This is a genomic window from Brevibacillus sp. HB1.1 (genome assembly GCF_013332445.1).
Taxonomy (GTDB): domain Bacteria; phylum Bacillota; class Bacilli; order Brevibacillales; family Brevibacillaceae; genus Brevibacillus; species Brevibacillus porteri.
This window is the reverse complement of sequence record NZ_JABMIV010000006.1, coordinates 166,212-184,957: the sequence shown is the minus strand read 5'-3', so window position 1 is coordinate 184,957 and position 18,746 is coordinate 166,212. Positions and strand designations below refer to the sequence as shown.

Below are 18,746 nucleotides of genomic sequence, written 5' to 3'. Positions count from 1 at the left end.
ATGGTTTAATGGATAAAGCTTCATTTCTTTAAGCGATATGGAACCGTAGCGATTTTTACATCTTGGCGGGCAAATAAATACGCGCGGATCAATAAACTTGTCTGGTTATGAAGTAAGTTATGCCACCAACGCTTGGTAATAAACTGCGGAATCATGACAGTAACATGATCCGTTTCTGCCTTTTTCCACTCAACGGTGTCAATAAACTTAAACAAAGGTCTTATGATACTGCGATAATGTGAACGCAGGACAATCAAACGTACTCCGGGATTCCAGAGATCCCATTTTTCTTCCATTTTCTTCATGTCTTCATCACTGAACCCGACGTAGACAGCGATAATATCATCTGACAATGATTGCGCATAACTAATGGTGTTTTTCACCACCTGCGAAATCCCTGCCACAGGAATAACGATTACACTCCCTTTGGGTTCGGGTTTGTCTGTTTCCATATCAAGTCGTAACTCATTTGCTAAATCTCTATAATGCTGATTGATCTTCCTAAAGATGAAAATGACGATAGGAAGGAAAATAAAAATCGGCCAAACCTGAGAGAGTTTTGTAATCAAAAAGATGAGGCAAATGGTAAGGGTCGTTAGCATTCCTAACGTATTGATAACAAAAGGTAGTAGCCACCCTGGGGGCTTTTTGGAAATCCAGCGTTTCATCATTCCGGCTTGAGACAAGGTAAACGGGATAAAAACCCCAAGGGCATATAAAGGGATTAAGTTTTCCGTTTCTCCTTTAAAAGCAATCACTAATAGTGCTGAAAGAATAGCCAAGAAAATAATTCCGTTTGAAAACCCAAGACGATCTCCCCGAACCATGAACATATTTGGCATAAATCTGTCTTTGGCTAACATAAAGGCGAGTAAAGGAAAGGCTGCAAAAGCAGTATTAGCGGCCAGGAATAAAATAAGGGCTGTAACAGCCTGAATCGAGTAATACACGATTCCTCGTCCAAAAACAGCAGAAGCAATTTGAGATACCACCGTTTCCTTTGGATTCGGTGAAATACCAAACAAATAAGCCAATAGGCTAATGCCCATGAACATAACACCGAGGATAAGCCCCATTATGATAAGCGTTAATGCTGCATTTTTCGGTGCTGGGTCCCTGAAGTTGGGAATTGCATTGGATACGGCTTCTACCCCTGTTAATGCCGAACACCCTGAACTAAACGCTCTCAATAGCAGGAATAAAGTTATTCCCGGAACAACTGTCCCATATTCTGGGGGATGAGCTTGAACATTTCCAGCCAACCATTGAAAACCGCCGCCAATAATTAAGACGAGGATAGCGACAACAAACAAATAAACAGGGTACATTAAAATCGTTGCCGATTCTGTTATTCCACGTAAATTTAATATCGTAACGATTGCAATCATGAACAAGGCAAGTAGAACGCGATGTTCATGTAGCACTGGAAATGCCGAGGTAATAGCGTCTGTAGAAGCAGACGTACTAACAGCAACCGTTAGAATGTAGTCCACGAGCAAAGAGCCACCTGCAACCAGTCCAGTAGTAGTTCCTAAATTGTCCTTTGCGACAATGTATGCTCCACCACCTGTTGTATAAGCAAAGATGGTTTGACGGTAAGACAAAATGAGTATGGTTAAAAGACCAACAACCGCAATGGAGATGGGGATAGAGTACCACATCGCTACTGCACCCAAAGTAATTAACACGAGAAGAATCTGTTCTGTACCGTAAGCGACAGAAGAAAGAGCATCAGATGAAAGAACCGCCAAAGCCTTTACTTTATTTAACTTTTCTTCGGCAAGTTCACTTGATTTCATAGGTCTACCGAGTAAAAATCGCTTGAATTCTGAGATCATGTGTATTCCCCTATCTGACATTTCTCGTTAGTTTTCCCACAGCTACAAAAAAATGAGTCCATTTCTTTGTTTCCCATGGATTGGCAACTATGTAAGTAGGTAGGCTAAAAAAAACGGGTTCTTGTCCTTTAGCTTCATGCTTTTGGACAAAACCCGTTGCAATCATGTAATGGGAGCCTTTTACAGGAATGACTCCTCGGAACAATTCATTCACAGAATACGTTGAAACAATCGAAAATCGGGTGGACTGCACCCTGCCATACGGTAAAGTCTCAGATAACTGTACGCGTATTTATAAAAATGGCCATGTCTGCTTTCAGCTAACGCCTGTTCCCAGTAAGAAGGTTCTAATGGATTCAACTCGTTTGCCGTAACTGCCGACTCAGATTCAACCCGATTTTCCTCGAGTGTATTTGCATAAGCCAAGAGGTTGATTCTTGCGTAAAAGGCCGGATCGAGATTGTCGTGTACATCATGGCGATAAGCTTGTTTCATTTCTACAATGGCGTGACCATGCGTAAGGATATGCCCCAACTGCATATCGCCTTTCTCCATTTGCACCGGTCTCTGAAAGTTATGGAGTAAGTCAAGCACAGTCTCCGGAGTCAGCTGCAATCTTACACCAGTATAAGGTACGCCGTCAGGATCAATGACGATATTCTCTCCATTCACAGTAACAAAACCAGGACCTGATGCTTGGAAACTACCAACAATTTTCCCCATGGCATCAAACAATTCGGCAGTTGCCGGAATAGCGGAACGAGAGAGCATGCTCAGCAAATAGAACGTGTAAATCACGTCATGACCAAGCGCATGGCATGTTTGGTTCTTTTGGACAAGCAGTCTCATCATTTGAGCAGGAAAGTCCTCGTATTCGTTGTTTGCCCGATACTGCTGTTCGTTTGCATGTTCTTCCACAATTTTATCAAGATTTTTACGAATCAACTCTTCTAACTTGGCAGGTACAAGTTTTTCTTCCAAGAGTTCAGTCAAGGCGATAACTGCACACGCCCAATGTCCTTCCCACATATTGCTTTGTGACGATTCGATCATTTTTTGGCAAGCCCATTTCCTATAGAAATCGATATCCAAATCAATCACCTCTCAATCTGATAGAGCTTATTCTTTAAAAGAAGGAACCTGAATACATGATGATAGAATAATACAAATACCATAATGTCAAAACTAAAAATTGACATGACACCAACTAGATGAGAGGTGTTCCTTGATGACAACAAGTAAAACGAATCCTAAGGTTGATGAATTTTTAAGCAAGGCGAAAACGTGGAAGGCTGAATACGAGAAGTTGAGAAGTATTGTCCTTGACTGTGAGCTGACTGAAGATTTTAAGTGGATGCATCCTTGTTACACGTTTGAGAAAAAAAACATTGTTTTAATACATGGATTTAAAGAATATTGTGCGCTACTGTTTCAAAAAGGTGCCTTGTTAAAAGATCCAAATGGGATTCTCATTCAACAAACGGAGAATGTACAGGCCGCGCGCCAAATCCGGTTCACCAATGTGGACGAAATCATGGAAATGGAAGCTATTTTGAAGGCCTATGTTCAGGAAGCCATTGAAGTTGAAAAAGCTGGCTTGGAAGTGAGCCTGAAAAAGCATGAAGAATACATCATTCCTGAAGAATTGCAATTGAAAATGGATGAAATCCCTACCTTGAAAACTGCTTTTGAAGCATTGACTCCGGGACGGCAAAGAGCCTACATTCTTCATTTTTCAGCACCCAAACAAGCCAAAACGCGAGAATCAAGGGTTGAAAAATGCATGCAGCAAATTCTCGATGGAAAGGGATTAAATGATTAGTATATTTGATGAGGAAATGGTGAAGAAGAGGCGGGAGAACCGCCTCTTTTTTGTTTTTGTATTCGTTTCATTCCTCTATCAGGAATAGTATACTTTTTCTATTTTATATAATGTCTGCTCGATGGTTGGGCAGAGATCGGCATCTCCTTTGTAAAATTTCAAACGAAAGTACAAGCTCTTCAAAAAATTCTTTCTATTGATTTTTTGTTTAAAGGCAGGCAGAAATTCGGAACTCTTATCTACATCTCCAAAACTTTGAATCCATTGCTCTACATAACTCTGGCTAAGCATTTTTCTATTCAGAATACTAACAATGGCTGTTACCATTCTCTCATCTTCCCCATCGGAGTAAATTCGATCGGTTATGGTCATCTTTTCGTAAACCAAATCGAGGATGGTGATGAGGTCACTTTTATCCAACTCGGAACATTGAGCTAAATCATCTAATGCATCCGCTGCATGGGCTATGGCATGAGCCCAACCTTTTTCTTCATCATATCCTCGGTAATCTCGCTCTTCACGTACGTTGAAAAATACTTTCTCTTTTATCGCATGGATGTTCTCTCTGGAGAGAAAGGGTGATTCTCTATGCCGCATGAGGAGTAGGGGGATGACTAGCATAGAGAAAGAGCGGGTAAAGACAGAGTCTGTATTTGTTTCACCAAGCTTAAAAAGCAAATGGTTTTTATCTAGAATGATTGGTATCAGTTGTTCTAGTTCATTTGCAGTTAGAGAATTACCAGGAATCCAATGTGATAAGGTTGTATAAATGAGGTCATCACGTAATGTGGCATCCAAAGAACCAATTTCATTCATCATTTCTACTACGAATTGAAATGTATCGGATGGTGTTTGGTAGCCATTTTCTTTTATGAATATTAGCTTTTCTTTTACATTCATTTTACATGCTCCCACTCTTTATTCTTCGAACTGACTTTGTGGCTTTACTTAGTGATTATTGTCATTTTAGATTTCGACATAAATAGGTTATCAACCTCCAAAACATGAGCAGTTCTGACTGTGGTGGGGTGAGATGTAGCAGTACGAGCACGCACAGAGATCCTAGGATACTCACCTTTTGCAAAAAAAATAAGAAGAGGACCGAACCTTTTTCCGAAAGAGAGACAATATAGTGTGTAAGCTTACTCAGGAGGGCCCTCTGAATGGAAAATGAAGAGATGTATCAATTACTTATAAAAATGAAAGAGGGTGATGAACAGGCATTTCATACAATGTATGATGCTACCTTTCAGGACGTATACCGGACCGTCTCCTTTCTGGTGGATCAAAAGCAGGATCGGGAAGATGTCATGAATGAAATCTATATGCAAATGTGGACCTCACTTGCTAATTACGATACGAACCGTCCTTTCCAGTTCTGGCTGCATGGCCTGGTAATCCGTCAAGTGCAGAGATTTCGGGTCAAGAGCTGGAGGAGATTCCGCATTTTTGAGCGGATCCGTTCCTTCTCCCGGGAAGAGTCTTATTGGGATGAACATACTGCGTTGATGGATGGGAGGAACCAACTGATATCCCAGTCCATACGAAAACTGACCGACAAACAGCGGACAGTGATTATCTTCCGCTTTTATCATGACTATACTCTTGAGGAAATTGCGACGTTGCTGGATATTCCGTTGGGTACAGTCAAGTCCAGATATCATGCTGGCCTCCAGGCGCTTAGAAAAGACTTCGGGAATCTCCCCCTGGAAAGGATGGAAAAGATCAATGACTATTGAACATAAAATCCGTGAACATCTGCACGAAGAGGCAGAAACGATGGAGTGCCCGCCGGCCATTTCCAAACGTATAGAACAATCCTATTCTCACTATTTGCAACGAAAAAGGAGCGAAATAACGATGAAAAAACGTTTAATTGGTGGATTAGTTGCTGCTGCGATTTTGATTCCAACCGCTGCATTTGCGGCCCCTGTGGTGATTGACATGCTTACTCGAGCACCAATGACTTCTGAACAAGTCAAGCTGGATGAGGTTGGCAAGGCAGCACTTGAAAAGCTGTACAGCGCAATTCCCGAAGCAAAATCGTTTGAGATTATCGATGCGAGCTACCTTGGAGACTCCAGTGATTCAACCAAAAAGGTCCAACTAAGCATCGTCCTGCAGGAAAAAGGAGGAACTGGCAAAAAGCTTACTCTTCATACAAACGGTATTACGGGTGAGATTCAAGACCTGACTCAAGAGAATTGGGAGCCTAAGGAGAAACCACTCATTACTTTACCCGATCAGGAAATCCAGGCAAAGGTAGATCAGCTCATTGATAAATTGTATGGCAACATCAAAGATTACGAGGTTGCCATGGAGCAAATGGACAATCCAGATCAAAAAACATTTATCTTGAATTACACCAAGAAGGGATCAGAAGGATTTGAAGGAGGGGGTTACCAAGCATTTGTTCAAGGTAATACCATTAGTCTTTCTCCGGTAGCTCCTGCACCATCAAACAAGGAAGTAGAAGGTTATTTTTCTAGAGATGGTAAACCTGATTATACTGCTGATAACTTCTTAAACGATGAAAAACTGTTTTCTTTACTAAAAATGAGCCCGACAGAGTTAAAAGAAGAAATAGCAAAAGGGAAATCTGTTGTAGAGGTTGCAGCATCTAAAAATATCTCGAAACAACAAGTAATTGATGTGATCGCAAAAACACAGGCTGAAAGACAACTTCAAGATGGAAAAAATAAAGTAACAATCAGCGATGATTTACTGAAACAAATGATGAAAGCTGTTGAACCAAAAGTCATACACGTGATTGAACACAAAACGGAAACGGAATGGTAGAAATAACAAGTCAAGGTGAATGAGGTTTGAGCAAGCCGCAAAAAAATCGCTCGAACTCTACTACTTGCTACCGGATATAGACTTTAACGAGGTAGAGCAACCAAAACCGCGGCTTGTTACCGCCTCAGCGGAGACAAAGGATTTGTCGACGCACATGAATCTTCCAGTCGTTGGGTGCACGAGCGAACCCAACATAAGAGATGCGAATGAAAAAAACGGCTGTCAGTGGTTAGTCTTACAACTAATCTTCTGCCAGCCGTTTTTTCTATTTTGCCTACTGAGTGATTCCCAGCATTTGTTTCATATCTTCTTGGGCATCACCAATCAATTGGATATGGAACAAGTCTTGTAGTACTTGCAGAACACCGGGCTGAATGAACTCAGGCAATTTTGGGCCAATCCGTATATCTTGTATCCCCAGGCTAAACAGACCGAGCAGGATGGCAACCGCTTTTTGTTCAAACCAGGAAAGAACGATACTTACCGGCAGCTCGTTCACTTCACATTCGAAGGCTTCGGCTAATGCAGCTGCAATCGTAATGGTAGAAACCGAGTTATTGCACTGTCCCAAATCGATATACCTTGGGATGTCGGTACCTGGCACGATGCCGAAATCTACATCGTTAAAACGGAATTTTCCGCAGGAGGTAGTAAGAATGACTGCTTCTGGCGGTAAGGACGTAGCCAATTCACGATAATACTCGCCTCCCTTGCCAGGAGCGTCACAACCAGCGATGACGAAGAAGCGTTTGATCTTTCCTTCCTTGACTGCCTGAATGATTTCAGGGGCGATGCCGAGGACCGTTTTGTGATGATACCCGGTCGTCAATGTCAGTTCCGATTCGATGGAAGCCTCAGGAAGAGACAATGCTTTTTCAATGAGTGGCGCAAAATCGTTATCTACAATTTTCGTCACGTTCTCCAATCCGGTTATATCATACGAAAAGAAACGATCGGCGTAGCTGCCTCGAATGGGCATCACACAGTTTGTTGTAGCGAGTATGGCACCTGGAAATTTCTCGAACAATTGACGTTGATCGTACCATGCTTTCCCGATGTTACCTTTCAAATGAGGATATTTCTTCAGTTCGGGATAGCCATGTGCAGGCAGCATTTCGGAATGCGTATACACATTGATTCCTTTACCTTCTGTCTGTTTTAACAGCTCTTCGAGAGCAAACAGATTGTGCCCCGTAACAATGACACACTTTCCTTCTATTTTATTTTGCGAGACTGTGATTGGCTGCGGGACTCCGAAATGATCCGTATGAGCCCGATCCAAAAGCTCCATGACTTTGATGGCGGCTTTGCCTACTTTCATGGCCATTTGCAAATGTTCATCCAAGTTAAAATTCACATTCGTCAATGTAAAATAGAGAGCTTCCTGTGTAATCCCATCTACTTCAGGATCGATATAGCCTAGTTGACGAGCATGTGTTGCATAAGCGGCAATTCCTTTTAAAGCAAAAATAATGGTATCCTGAATACTCGCAAGATCTTCATTCTTTCCACAAACGCCGATGACCTTACAACCACCTGATGGAGTCTGTTCACATTGATAACAAAACATGTATAATCCACTCCTTCGATTCAAGATTTCGCTTTGATTATAAGCGGATTGCCTGGAAGGAGGCTGTGATTAAAATCACAACGGGAAAAAACATTGCCTCTTATCATAGTGGATGAAGAAGATTCCCAAGTTGAGGGGTGTTGTTATGGTACGAAAATGGCAGTTGCCGTTACAGACGTTAAGTCTTACGGTCGGTTTCATGGTATGGGTCATTCTGTCATCGCTCATGCCTTTTATCAAAGAAACCGTACCCATGAGTGCAAGCGAGGTGGCGTGGGTGACAGCGATTCCAGTCTTGCTTGGATCGTTGCTGAGAATCCCCGTAGGATATTGGAGTAACCGATTTGGCGCGAGAATATTATTTAGCATAAGCTTTCTCTTGCTGCTGGCTCCTGTTTTTTATATTAGCCAGGCGACCACTTATACAGATTTGTTAATCGGCGGGCTATTTTTGGGGATAGGTGGAGCGGTGTTTTCCGTTGGTGTCACGTCTCTCCCTAAATACTATCCGAAAGAGAAGCATGGTTCTATAAACGGAATCTACGGTATGGGGAATATTGGTACAGCGATAACCACTTTTGCAGCGCCAGTTCTGGCTAAATCGTTTGGATGGGCAAGTACTGTACAGATGTTTCTATTATTGCTTGCGGGATTCGCTGTACTTACCTTCTTGATGGGGGATAAAAATGAACCGAAGGTAGTGACGCCTCTTGGTCAGCAGATCAAGAGTGTCTACAAAAACGAAAAGCTATGGTTAATCAGTTTGTTCTACTTTATTACATTTGGTTGCTTCGTCGCTTTCACCGTGTATCTCCCGAATTTTTTAGTGAGCCATTTCCAATTGGATAAAGTAGATGCAGGTATGAGAACTGCAGGGTTCATTCTTTTGGCGACACTGGCGAGACCATTGGGAGGATGGCTAGGTGATAGGTGGAACCCCTTCAAGGCATTGATGATTGTGTTTGCCGGGCTCGCCTTGTCTGGTATTGTCTTATCGTTTTCGCCATCGATTTTAATGTATACGGTAGGGTGCTTGTTGGTAGCGATATGTGCCGGAATTGGTAACGGTGCTGTGTTCAAATTAGTGCCGATGTATTTCTCGCGACAAGCGGGGATTGTAAATGGGATCGTATCTGCCATGGGGGGATTAGGAGGATTTTTCCCGCCGTTGATCTTAACGCTGCTGTTTAATCTGACGGGGCATTACGCGATCGGTTTCATGGCTTTATCGCAGTTTGCACTGGCAAGCTTGGTCTTGGTGATGTGGATGTTTTATCAAGAAAAGCTGCAGCTCGCCGCCACCATTATGGAAAAGACGGGAGAGGCGATACTGATTACCGATACACGCGGAGTCATAAAAAGTGCGAACCATGCTTTTACGAAAGTGACCGGTTATGAGATGAATGAGGTGATTGGCAAGTCACCCAATATTTTAAAATCAGGCAGACAGGGTGCCGACTTCTATCAAAAGATGTGGGACTCGATCAAGAAGAATGGCTATTGGCAAGGAGAGATCTGGAATCGCCGGAAGAATGGGGATCAGTATCTCCAATGGTTAACGATCAGCGCGATTCTGGACGATGCAGGAGATGTTGAGTACTATGCGGGCATGTTCAGCGAGCTTGCGGAGCAAAGACATGGATAAAGAAGCTTGAATCACTTATGAAAAAAAGTCTTGGACGGACAAGTCCAGGACTTTTTTCGTGTAGATATGTATGTAGAGTTTGCTCACATTTGGCAAATATCAGGAGGGCAGTCATCACAAAAAATGGCTTCTTTTAAATAGGCAAGGTCTTTAATCAAGATAAACCCCTGAGGAAGCAGATCAATGGTGTCCTGTTTTTTCAGATCGGAAAGCATTCGGTTGACACTTTCTCGTGTCAGGCCAATGAATTGTGCCAAATCACGATTGGTAAGGGAAAGGTCGATGAGGATTCCTTCGGGGTGTGGCTTGCCGTACGTGTTACTCATGCGGATTAGCGTTGAATACAAGGCGCCGATTTTGCCATTGAGTAGCAAATCACGAAATTTAGACTGCATCCGTCTGTTCATCAATCCCATCCAACGCAGGAAGTCTACGCAAAATTGACCGTTTTTGATGAGCATTTTCTCCAACCCTTGTCGCGGGATGATCCATATCTCACCCTCCATCAACATGGTGCCTGTGGAGGTGTACGTCAATTCCTGTTCGAAGAGCCCGGAGACGCCGACTAGCTCTCCTGCACCAAATACTTGCAGCGTCAGTTCTTTTCCATCGTTCGTGTTTTTTGTGAGCTTAATTTGGCCCGACGAAATTAAGAATAGCTGATCGGCTCTTTCACCATCCAAAAATAGAACGGCTCCGGGAACGAAATTTTTCCTAACAGAAAACGTTTCAAGGCTATTCACAAAATCGGAAGAAATCTGCTGTACAAACGTTGTGCCATTTCCGGTCATGTGGTCCCTCCTACAGCAAGGATACAAAGGTAACTCATTATATCATCCGAAATTGATGGTTTGGGAAGAGGAAATCGTCCTGATTGTGGCAGGGGTGTGAGGTAAATCACAACCTGGGTTACGAGTCATTGCTACAATGACCTCAAGCGAAAGGAAAAAATGAGCAGCAGCAGGGAGGGTGTTGTATGAACTATCTATTTGCTTCCAAGGTGGCGAAGCGTGCTTTTATCATCATTGCTTGCTTGTTCGTCCTAAGTTACGTGGGAACACGTTTTTTCACTCATATTGATCTGGCGCTTTACGGCTATATGGTGGGGACTCTTGTCTTTATTGGTGGCTTCCTATACCGATTTTCTGCGTGGGCAGATCGCCCGCCAACGAATGTCATTTTGAAAAAGGGGTTACGACTTCTCTTTCGTAAAAGCACGGCGAATACAACGGTAGATCATCTGGCCATCTATCGCTTTATTTGGAATCGGGGATGGTACCGCTGGACTCAGCACATTTTGCTGGGATGGGGATGCATCTTGGCCGCGGTTGTCACCTTTCCGTTAGTTTTTGGCTGGATGTATTTCACGATGACGGACAACGGCTACTATCAGGTCGTGTTCATGGGTGTGGATATTCTGACCGTACAAGCAGATGGCTGGATTGCCTTTCTCTTTTACAACGCACTGAACATTACTGCTTTTATGGTCATCGGTGGAGCAGTCATGGCATTGTATCGCAGATTCAAGAACATGCAGGCACGGGCTGAACAATCCTTTGTCTACGACTTTTTACCTTTATACCTGCTACTGTTTATCAGTGTGACAGGCTTGATGTTAACCGCAAGCAACATGTTCTTAGGGGGCTTTGGGCACCCGGTTATATCCGTCACACATCAATTCGCAGTGATTGTGACCTTGATTTATCTGCCATTCGGAAAACTGGCTCACATACCGTTCCGCCCGATGAGTGTGTTTGCACGCAATTATCGCGAACACTATGGCGAGCAGGAAATGAAAAAGTGCAAAGTGTGCAGCAATGAGTTTGTTTCTGCGGAACAGTCGGCAGATGTGATCAATGTACTGGGTAAAAACGAAATGGCTTTTCAAATGGAAGAAGGATTCCACTTGGCTGAACTTTGCTTGCCGTGCCGCAGAAAATACCGGATGTTCCGTTTCACAGGAGTTCCTACGCACGAGATCAATGCCAGGGAGGCAAATCAGCATGCCAAAGGATAAATTTTTTAAAGTGATTGAAAATAAGATACATCCAAACGAGAAATTGGTCAGCACGCACTGCTGCTACTGCGGTATGCAATGCGGGATGAACCTGCGTGTAGATACAACGACGAACAAGATTATCGGCGTGGAGCCACGGTACGATTTCCCTGTCAATCTGGGTAAGATGTGCCCAAAAGGGGTGACGGCTTATCAGCAGGTGAACCATCCAGATCGGATACAGCGGCCGTTGATTCGAACAGATGCATCATTAAAAGGCACGGCGGAAGGATTTCGGGAAGCGTCCTGGGAGGAAGCACTTGACTTGATCGTTTCCAGGTTCAAGGAATTGCAACACAACTATGGCAAAGATACCTTGTCTGTTTACTCTGGCGTTTCCATGACGAACGAAAAATGTTACCTCACAGGTAAGTTTGCACGGGTCGCCTTGCAAACCCGCTATATTGACTACAATGGCCGCTTCTGCATGTCCTCCGCCGCGGCAGGATTGAATCGAAGCTTGGGGATTGACCGCGGTTCTACCATTCCCTGGACGGACATTCACCAAACAGACTGCTTGTTTTTGGCCGGTTCAAACGCGGCAGAGTGTCATCCAACCAGCATGTTTCGTATTTGGGAAGTGCAAAATCGAGGCGGTTATCTGATCGTAGCCGATCCAAGGGAAACGCCTTTGGCACGTCGAGCTGATATCCACCTGGATCTGCGGCCCGGTACAGATTTGGCACTGGCAAACGGAATCGTTCATCTCCTGATCAAGAATGGGCATATGGATGAAGACTTTATTCGAAATCATACGAATGGTTTTGAAGAAACAAAAGAAGTGGTTGCTACCTTCACACCGGAGTATGTCAGCGAAATAACAGGGGTTTCGGTGGAGAAGATTGTGCGGGCTGCCGACATTTTCGGGAGGGCATCCGATGCGATTGTGATGTTTTGCCGTGGTGTGGAACAGCAGTCGAAAGGGACGGACAACGTATCGGCCTATACGAACATGTCACTCGTCACAGGCAAGATTGGCCGTCCAAAATCAGGGGTAGCAACGCTTACTGGTCAAGGAAATGGTCAAGGGGGGCGGGAACACGGGCAAAAAGCCGATCAGTTGCCTGGCTACCGCAAGCTCGACAATCCCGAACATGTGCGTGAAATAGCGTGTGCCTGGGGCATCCCCGCGGAAGAGATGCCACAGAAAGGTGTCTCTGCCTATGAGATGTTCCAGCTGATGAAGGATAAAACGATTCGCAGCTTATACTTACTCTGCTCTAATCCGGTTGTAAGTGCGCCAAATCTAAACCATGTTCGGGAGTCCCTGAAAAGTCTCGATTTTATGGTTTGCTGCGACTTTTACTTGTCCGAGTCAGCTGAATACGCGGATGTTGTTCTTCCCGTTACGACTTGGGCAGAGGACGATGGAACCACAACCAATCTCGAAGGACGCATCATTCGTCACCGTCAGGCACAGGAATGGTTTGCCGAATCCAAGCCTGACTGGTGGATTCAGATAGAAATCGCCAAAAGAATGGGGCGCGGACAATTCTTTACTCACTTGAAGTCTCCTCAGGATATTTTCAATGAAATACGTCAGGTCTCCAAAGGCGGAGTAGCTGACTACTACGGGGTCACCTACGAGAAAATTGATCAAAACAATGGTGTTTTCTGGCCGTGCCGCGAGGAGGGCGACGAGGGACAGCCCCATTTATTCCTGGATAAAAAATTTTATCACCCAGATGGCAAAGCCAAAATATGTGCGCTGCCTTACCGTCCGCCAGCGGAGGAGCCGGATGAAGAATATCCTTTGCGGCTAACGACGGGACGAGTTGTGTTCCACTATTTGTCCGGGAACCAGACAAGACGAATCCCATTTTTGACGGACATGTATCCTGATCCTCTGCTAGAGGTTCATCCAAAAACAGCGACTCGTTATGGCATTGAACACGATGAGATGGTCACTCTGAAAACGAGAAGGGGCGAGGCTCAGTACCGTGTGAAAGTGATCGAGGCCATTCGAGAGGATACGGTGTTCGTTCCGTACCACTGGGGAAAAGCGGAGTCTATCAATCTGCTGACCAATCCGGCATTGGACCCTTACAGCAAAATGCCTGAATTTAAAGCGTGCGCCGCGAAAATCATCAAGCACAAGCATGGAGGAGTTCGCCATGGGTAAACAAGTCTTATACATCGAAATGGACAATTGCATCGGTTGTCGAAGCTGCTTGGCGGCATGTACACAGTGTGGAGGTCACGACAACCGAAACCGAAACTACGTACTGGATGTGGACCCGTTTATCAACAGACAAACGATTCCTCTCATGTGCTTCCATTGTGTTAATCCTGCTTGTGCCCGCAGCTGTCCTGCTCAGGCGATTCAAATCGCAGATAATGGGGCCGTATTGTCAGCTTTGGTAGAGAAATGCATCGGTTGTCAAAATTGTACGATTGCCTGCCCCTATGGAATTCCCAAATTTGATGAAGAACAGAATCTCATGTACAAGTGCGATCTATGCTATGACCGTACGAAAGAGGGAATCCCGCCGATGTGCGCTTCGGTTTGCCCGACAAACACCTTGCAGTGGATTGAGGAAGCAGAGCTGGAAGAAAAACGGGCACAGATTTCTTTGGCCAATGGCAAATGGACTGCCAGCCACGACCCGGATGTACTGGAAGGCGAAACCAATGTGAAAATTAGCCTGCCTGGCATTCTGCAGGGCAAACAGAAGCTATTCTAGAGGGGAGAAATACCTTATGGAGAACGAGAAAACCCGCCCCATTCCGTTGAAGGATGACAATTATACACATAACATCAATCGTTCCAATGAGCGTAGTCTGGATCGACGGAGTTTTATGAAAACAATGGTAGGAGCAGCCGGGCTTTTCGCGGCATCTACTCTACCATGGGGGGCATTAGCTGCCAAGGAGCTGATGAGTTCATCCAGCAAGTCGTATCCCACACAAAAAATCGCGAATCTCAGCGATATAAAACCCGGAGATGCGATCGAGTTTGCTTATCCAGGAGAGCATGACAGCGCGTTGTTCGTATATGTGAAGGAAAAGGAATACAAGGCGTATCAAAATGCATGTACCCACCTACGTTGTCCGGTATTTTGGGACCGAGATGAGAAAGAGCTGCTATGTCCTTGCCATCATGGGAAATTTGATATCGCCACAGGTAATCCGCTCGCTGGTCCCCCAAGAAGACCACTTCCGGAAATTGTGCTTCAAGAGAAAGATGGAGCCGTATACGCTGTAGGGGTGAAGAGATATGAAGAGCAGCTATAGAGGTGTCATCCTATTAGCATTGATCTTGTTCGCCAGCATTGCTTGCACCCAGTACACAGTCAATATGTATTTTGCACAGCGATATATGGAGGTGCTATTGCTCAGCGGTGCAACGGTAGTGTTGTTCCCACTGGCATGGATGGTATTTAGAAAAGACCAGCGGGATCGAAGAGAACAAAGGAAATAATCTGGGGAAGGGAGTGTGATCAGTTGCCATGAATCCTAGTAAGAGAACGATTGCCGAGCTTCACCAAGAGCTGCCTGCCTTGGTGGATAAAAAGATGGGGATACTCATTCAAGATTTGGCGGATAATGCCGAACCACACAGTCCGGCTCTCTTGGAAAGGCAGCTGGCAAAATGGGAGATCACGGAGGATGAGGAGCATCTGCGACTCTATTTTAATCCTTGCCAGTTTGTGGCGATTCCCATCCAGAATGGACCGGTTGTTTTTTCGCAAGAGGATGACTGTATTCAAATGGTTGCTAGGGACAATCGGGGACAGCTAGCGTATCGCATTTCTTTTGGTAACTAACTCCCACTAGTAGATGGAGGGATTGTAATGGGACCACCGCCTATAGGATGTATGGGGATGATGCAGGAGTTTGAAGGGAGAAGGAAGCTGTGTCCAGCTCTGGAAAAATTGAAAGAGGAGCACCTATCATTAGCTGAGCAGATGAATGAGCTCGTACATCTAGCAAATAACCTGAAATCTAGAGCAGAACCTACTAGAAGAAAAAAAGGCTTAACAGAGCTTCATGAGCTGGCGTCCTCGTTTCGGGCCGAACTGGAGAAACACTCCAGACGCGAGGAGGAAGACCTGTATCCCCTGATGGCTAACTATATCGAACGGGAGATGGGACCGATTGCTGCCATGGAGGAAGAGCATGATCTTATTCATGAAAGCCTGATGTCCTTCATGCGAATCGTAGAAAAGGAAAAGTCTGAACCTGTTGAAGTAGAAGCTGTCCACACTCATTTGCTGAAGTCAGTAGAAATACTCTTGGAGCATTTCTTTAAAGAAGAGAGTGTGCTGTTCCCGATGGCAGAATACGTATTGAGTGACGCAGAGAAAGAGCAGTTACGAGTACTGTTTCAAGAGTAAAAATCATGGCGCCCTCCTACTGAAAAAGTAGGGGGGTGATTTTGTTTTCCAATCATATTCTTTCGAGGGAAAATGTGCATGTTTCTACTGTCATTTGTCGGTTTCAATCGGATAAAACCAATCATTAACTAGTAGGGAATAAATAGAGGAGGGGGTGTTCAAAGTGCCGATTATAAAACCTTATCTAACCTCATTGAGATTTACGTCCACGATGAGTGCTGGAACTGGTACTGGTGCTGCGTTTGCTATTGCGGCAACTGCATTTACCACTGACAATGGCGCTGCTGCGACAGCATTTCCTAGTACGTTTGCTTTTTACAATCTCTACGTCAATGGAGTGCTTCAGGCAGGTAATACTTCCACAATCACAACGACAGCGATCACGATTCCAGATGGAAATGCCGAAAACGGTGGTACACCCATAGTTGTAGAATTTGTCGTTAACTAAGGTGAATAGGTTGGTGGCCCCAGGTGGATGAAATGTGCCTGGGGTTCACTCATGTGTGTAAATCGGAGTGAACGGTCGAAGCACTTCGAGAAAGGACGAGTGATTTCATGAGGCGCAATGTCACACAGTCATACACAGTGAGGAGACAGTGTCTGCAAATCGTCGCGCCATTAGGTTGTCCCGGGATTTTTCCAGTAAAACCCTCCCCAACGTGTCCTCCCTGTCCTCCATGTCCATGTACTCCTGGTTTAATACGAACAGAAACCTATCAGTATACGGCCATTTCAGATGGAGCCAAAAACATGTATACCAACAGTGATGCTGTCATGCCATTCAGTACTTCCGGCATTCTGGACCCGAATGAAGTTTCTGTTGTGAATCTATTCATCAATGGAATGCTACAGCCTCCCAATTTATATGTTGTCCAGCCGGGAGTTTTGATTCTGAGTGACATTCCTGTACAAGGAGTTCCTCTTATTCTTCAGTTTATTAAGATGATTGTTTCATAAATGGTTGCTTCCATAATGGGAAAAGGTCATGTCATACATACATGTCATTTTCCTTGATCGGCTCGACAGACTGGGGCGGTTTGATGGCGTACACGGCGCACGCGGTGCACGCGGTGAAGGGTAGGCGAATATCATGGCGATATCGACTGAATCCGTACAGGAGGTATTTTTCATGTATCCGAGATACCCATATTACAGTTACAAAACTACTTGCGAAGAGACTCCCCTCACGTTTCCGCCGCAGCATCAGGATCGACAACCGGGGATGGAATACTTGATGGTCCCGCGACCGATTTTCGATAATCCTGACTATATCGGAAGCGGAAAGCTTCGGGGAAAGGTAGCGATCATAACTGGTGGAGACAGTGGGATTGGCCGTGCTGTAGCCGTTGCGTTTGCGAAGGAGGGGGCAGCTGTAGCGATTCCTTATTTGGATGAGCACATTGACGCCGAGGAGACCAAGCAAGTCGTTGAATATTACGGAGGGCAATGTTTGCTGCTGCCGGGAGACTTGCGCGACGAGGTTTGGTGTCGGGAGGTTGTACGCCAAGCGGTTGCCTGTTTCGGCAAATTGGATGTGCTTGTCTTGAATCAAGGTGTACAGTTTCCACAATCTAGTATCCTCGATATAAGCCGCGAGCAACTGGAAGACACATTTCGCACCAACCTTTTCCCCCTTTTTTACATCACACAAGAGGCGTTGCCGCATTTGCAGCCAGGCAGTTCCATCATTAGTACAGCATCGGTTACTGCCTATGCTGGTCATCCGCAATTGGTTGATTATTCAGCAACCAAAGGGGCTATCGTCTCCTTTACCCGCTCGCTGTCCCTTCAATTGGTCAAGCAAGGCATCAGGGTGAATGCAGTTGCTCCCGGTCCAATCTGGACGCCGCTGCAAGTATCCAGCTATTCCGCAGAGTACATCACGACTTTGGGTGTCGACACACCGATGCGTCGCGCAGGGCAGCCGTTTGAGCTCGCTCCGACCTATGTTTACCTGGCCTCGGATGATTCGGGATATGTCACGGGCCAGGTATTGCATGTTAATGGTGGAACGATGACAGAGACATAGCGGTGAATCAAAAGTCTCTCGTCTTCGATTTGGCTGGCAAGATCGCTTGCTCTCCTTTTTCATACAAAGCAAGTAGCGTATGGACAAAGCTCAATCTCGGCACAATCATATAGACGGCCAAGGCAGACCCAATGCTGATCAGGGCACCCACGATGACATCTGCTGGATAATGAACGCCTACCAAAATGCGAGAGAGGCCGACACAAGCAGCAAGTAGCATCCAGAGTGGCCCCGTTGTCTTTTTAAAAAGCCAGTAGGTCATGCAAAAGGAAAAAAACAGGATCGTATGGTCGCTGGGAAACGAATTGTCGACCGCTTTTTGTACCAATTGATTGACGTCAGCAAGCTCTGCGAATGGCTGATTATTCGCATGAAAGCTTCCGGCTACTTTCCCGAATAGCTCGGCGATGACAAACGTAAACGTCGCACAAACGACCATGATGCGATTCTCATGTTTTCTCGTAAACCAATACATCAAAGCGCTCAACGCCAGAATAAACACCGTATATTCTGCTACGTAAAAAGCCACAGGATTGAGAGCTGGATACTCTTTCCCTAAGTCATTAATCAAGCGAAAGTAGTGAATGTTGATTTCCATGCCATTCATTTTTGGTGATCCTCCTTTACATATAACAGGAGAATCGTAATCG

At 45.0% G+C, this 18,746-nt stretch carries 20 protein-coding genes; 14 read left to right on the top strand and 6 right to left on the bottom strand.

Annotation, left to right across the window (positions count from 1 at the left end; translation table 11 throughout):
* Positions 1–20: 20 nt before the first annotated feature.
* Both HPY27_RS17340 and HPY27_RS17335 read right to left on the bottom strand, forming a co-directional pair.
* Positions 21–1,838 (bottom strand): APC family permease, encoded by a 1,818-nt coding sequence (locus HPY27_RS17340; protein WP_017251318.1) that lies wholly within the window; start codon positions 1,836–1,838, stop codon positions 21–23.
* A 210-nt stretch (positions 1,839–2,048) separates the two neighbouring features.
* Positions 2,049–2,939, bottom strand: coding sequence for a hypothetical protein (locus HPY27_RS17335; RefSeq protein WP_238144522.1), 891 nt, complete (start codon positions 2,937–2,939; stop codon positions 2,049–2,051).
* A 127-nt stretch (positions 2,940–3,066) separates the two neighbouring features.
* Here HPY27_RS17335 and HPY27_RS17330 point away from each other — a divergent pair, with 127 nt between their 5' ends.
* Positions 3,067–3,660: a YdeI/OmpD-associated family protein gene (locus tag HPY27_RS17330; protein ID WP_174225554.1), complete on the top strand. Its 594-nt coding sequence runs from the start codon at positions 3,067–3,069 to the stop codon at positions 3,658–3,660.
* A 78-nt stretch (positions 3,661–3,738) separates the two neighbouring features.
* Here the strand turns inward: HPY27_RS17330 and HPY27_RS17325 are convergent, their stop codons facing one another.
* Positions 3,739–4,560, bottom strand: coding sequence for a DUF2785 domain-containing protein (locus HPY27_RS17325; RefSeq protein WP_017251314.1), 822 nt, complete (start codon positions 4,558–4,560; stop codon positions 3,739–3,741).
* 263 nt (positions 4,561–4,823) lie between these two features.
* Here HPY27_RS17325 and HPY27_RS17320 point away from each other — a divergent pair, with 263 nt between their 5' ends.
* Entirely contained in the window at positions 4,824–5,399 is a 576-nt protein-coding gene (locus HPY27_RS17320) for a sigma-70 family RNA polymerase sigma factor (protein WP_017251313.1), read from the top strand.
* A complete protein-coding gene (locus tag HPY27_RS17315; RefSeq protein ID WP_174225553.1) occupies positions 5,389–6,459 on the top strand; it encodes a hypothetical protein in 1,071 nt (356 codons plus the stop codon). The genes HPY27_RS17320 and HPY27_RS17315 overlap by 11 nt, the downstream gene beginning before the upstream one ends.
* 274 nt (positions 6,460–6,733) lie before the next feature.
* On the opposite strand, the gene hcp is transcribed toward HPY27_RS17315, so the two are convergent.
* Positions 6,734–8,029, bottom strand: a complete 1,296-nt coding sequence (gene hcp, locus HPY27_RS17310; protein WP_174225552.1) for a hydroxylamine reductase — start codon at positions 8,027–8,029, stop codon at positions 6,734–6,736.
* A gap of 145 nt (positions 8,030–8,174) precedes the next feature.
* On the opposite strand from hcp, the gene HPY27_RS17305 reads away from it, so the two are divergent.
* Complete coding sequence (locus tag HPY27_RS17305; protein WP_069848614.1) at positions 8,175–9,674, top strand: nitrate/nitrite transporter; 1,500 nt, start codon at positions 8,175–8,177, stop codon at positions 9,672–9,674.
* An 83-nt stretch (positions 9,675–9,757) separates the two neighbouring features.
* On the opposite strand, the gene HPY27_RS17300 is transcribed toward HPY27_RS17305, so the two are convergent.
* On the bottom strand, positions 9,758–10,465 hold the full coding sequence (locus HPY27_RS17300) for a Crp/Fnr family transcriptional regulator (protein WP_017251308.1): 708 nt from the start codon (positions 10,463–10,465) through the stop codon (positions 9,758–9,760).
* Between the two features lie 185 nt (positions 10,466–10,650).
* Between HPY27_RS17300 and HPY27_RS17295 the strand changes: the two genes are divergently transcribed.
* The 10 genes from HPY27_RS17295 to HPY27_RS17250 all read left to right on the top strand — a co-directional run bounded on the left by HPY27_RS17295 (position 10,651) and on the right by HPY27_RS17250 (position 18,096).
* A complete protein-coding gene (locus HPY27_RS17295; RefSeq protein ID WP_174225551.1) occupies positions 10,651–11,691 on the top strand; it encodes a hypothetical protein in 1,041 nt (346 codons plus the stop codon).
* Complete coding sequence (locus tag HPY27_RS17290) at positions 11,678–13,852, top strand: molybdopterin oxidoreductase family protein (protein WP_174225550.1); 2,175 nt, start codon at positions 11,678–11,680, stop codon at positions 13,850–13,852. Before HPY27_RS17295 ends, HPY27_RS17290 begins: the two co-directional genes overlap by 14 nt.
* Positions 13,845–14,414 (top strand): 4Fe-4S dicluster domain-containing protein, encoded by a 570-nt coding sequence (locus HPY27_RS17285; protein WP_174225549.1) that lies wholly within the window; start codon positions 13,845–13,847, stop codon positions 14,412–14,414. Before HPY27_RS17290 ends, HPY27_RS17285 begins: the two co-directional genes overlap by 8 nt.
* 16 nt (positions 14,415–14,430) lie before the next feature.
* Positions 14,431–14,964, top strand: coding sequence for a Rieske (2Fe-2S) protein (locus HPY27_RS17280; RefSeq protein WP_007716653.1), 534 nt, complete (start codon positions 14,431–14,433; stop codon positions 14,962–14,964).
* Complete coding sequence (locus HPY27_RS17275) at positions 14,948–15,151, top strand: hypothetical protein (protein WP_017251304.1); 204 nt, start codon at positions 14,948–14,950, stop codon at positions 15,149–15,151. Before HPY27_RS17280 ends, HPY27_RS17275 begins: the two co-directional genes overlap by 17 nt.
* 28 nt (positions 15,152–15,179) lie before the next feature.
* Positions 15,180–15,497, top strand: coding sequence for a hypothetical protein (locus HPY27_RS17270; protein WP_174225548.1), 318 nt, complete (start codon positions 15,180–15,182; stop codon positions 15,495–15,497).
* 57 nt (positions 15,498–15,554) lie between these two features.
* On the top strand, positions 15,555–16,067 hold the full coding sequence (locus HPY27_RS17265; protein WP_254612919.1) for a hemerythrin domain-containing protein: 513 nt from the start codon (positions 15,555–15,557) through the stop codon (positions 16,065–16,067).
* Positions 16,068–16,230: 163 nt separating this feature from the next.
* Positions 16,231–16,515 (top strand): DUF4183 domain-containing protein, encoded by a 285-nt coding sequence (locus tag HPY27_RS17260; protein ID WP_174225546.1) that lies wholly within the window; start codon positions 16,231–16,233, stop codon positions 16,513–16,515.
* Positions 16,516–16,622: 107 nt separating this feature from the next.
* Positions 16,623–17,024: a DUF4183 domain-containing protein gene (locus HPY27_RS30385; protein WP_017251300.1), complete on the top strand. Its 402-nt coding sequence runs from the start codon at positions 16,623–16,625 to the stop codon at positions 17,022–17,024.
* Between the two features lie 172 nt (positions 17,025–17,196).
* Positions 17,197–18,096 carry an SDR family oxidoreductase gene (locus tag HPY27_RS17250; protein WP_017251299.1) on the top strand — a complete coding sequence of 300 codons (900 nt, stop codon included), beginning with the start codon at positions 17,197–17,199 and terminating at the stop codon, positions 18,094–18,096.
* Between the two features lie 7 nt (positions 18,097–18,103).
* Here HPY27_RS17250 and HPY27_RS17245 read toward each other — a convergent pair whose 3' ends face one another.
* Positions 18,104–18,703 (bottom strand): undecaprenyl-diphosphatase, encoded by a 600-nt coding sequence (locus HPY27_RS17245; protein WP_017251298.1) that lies wholly within the window; start codon positions 18,701–18,703, stop codon positions 18,104–18,106.
* Between the last annotated feature and the right edge of the window lie 43 nt (positions 18,704–18,746).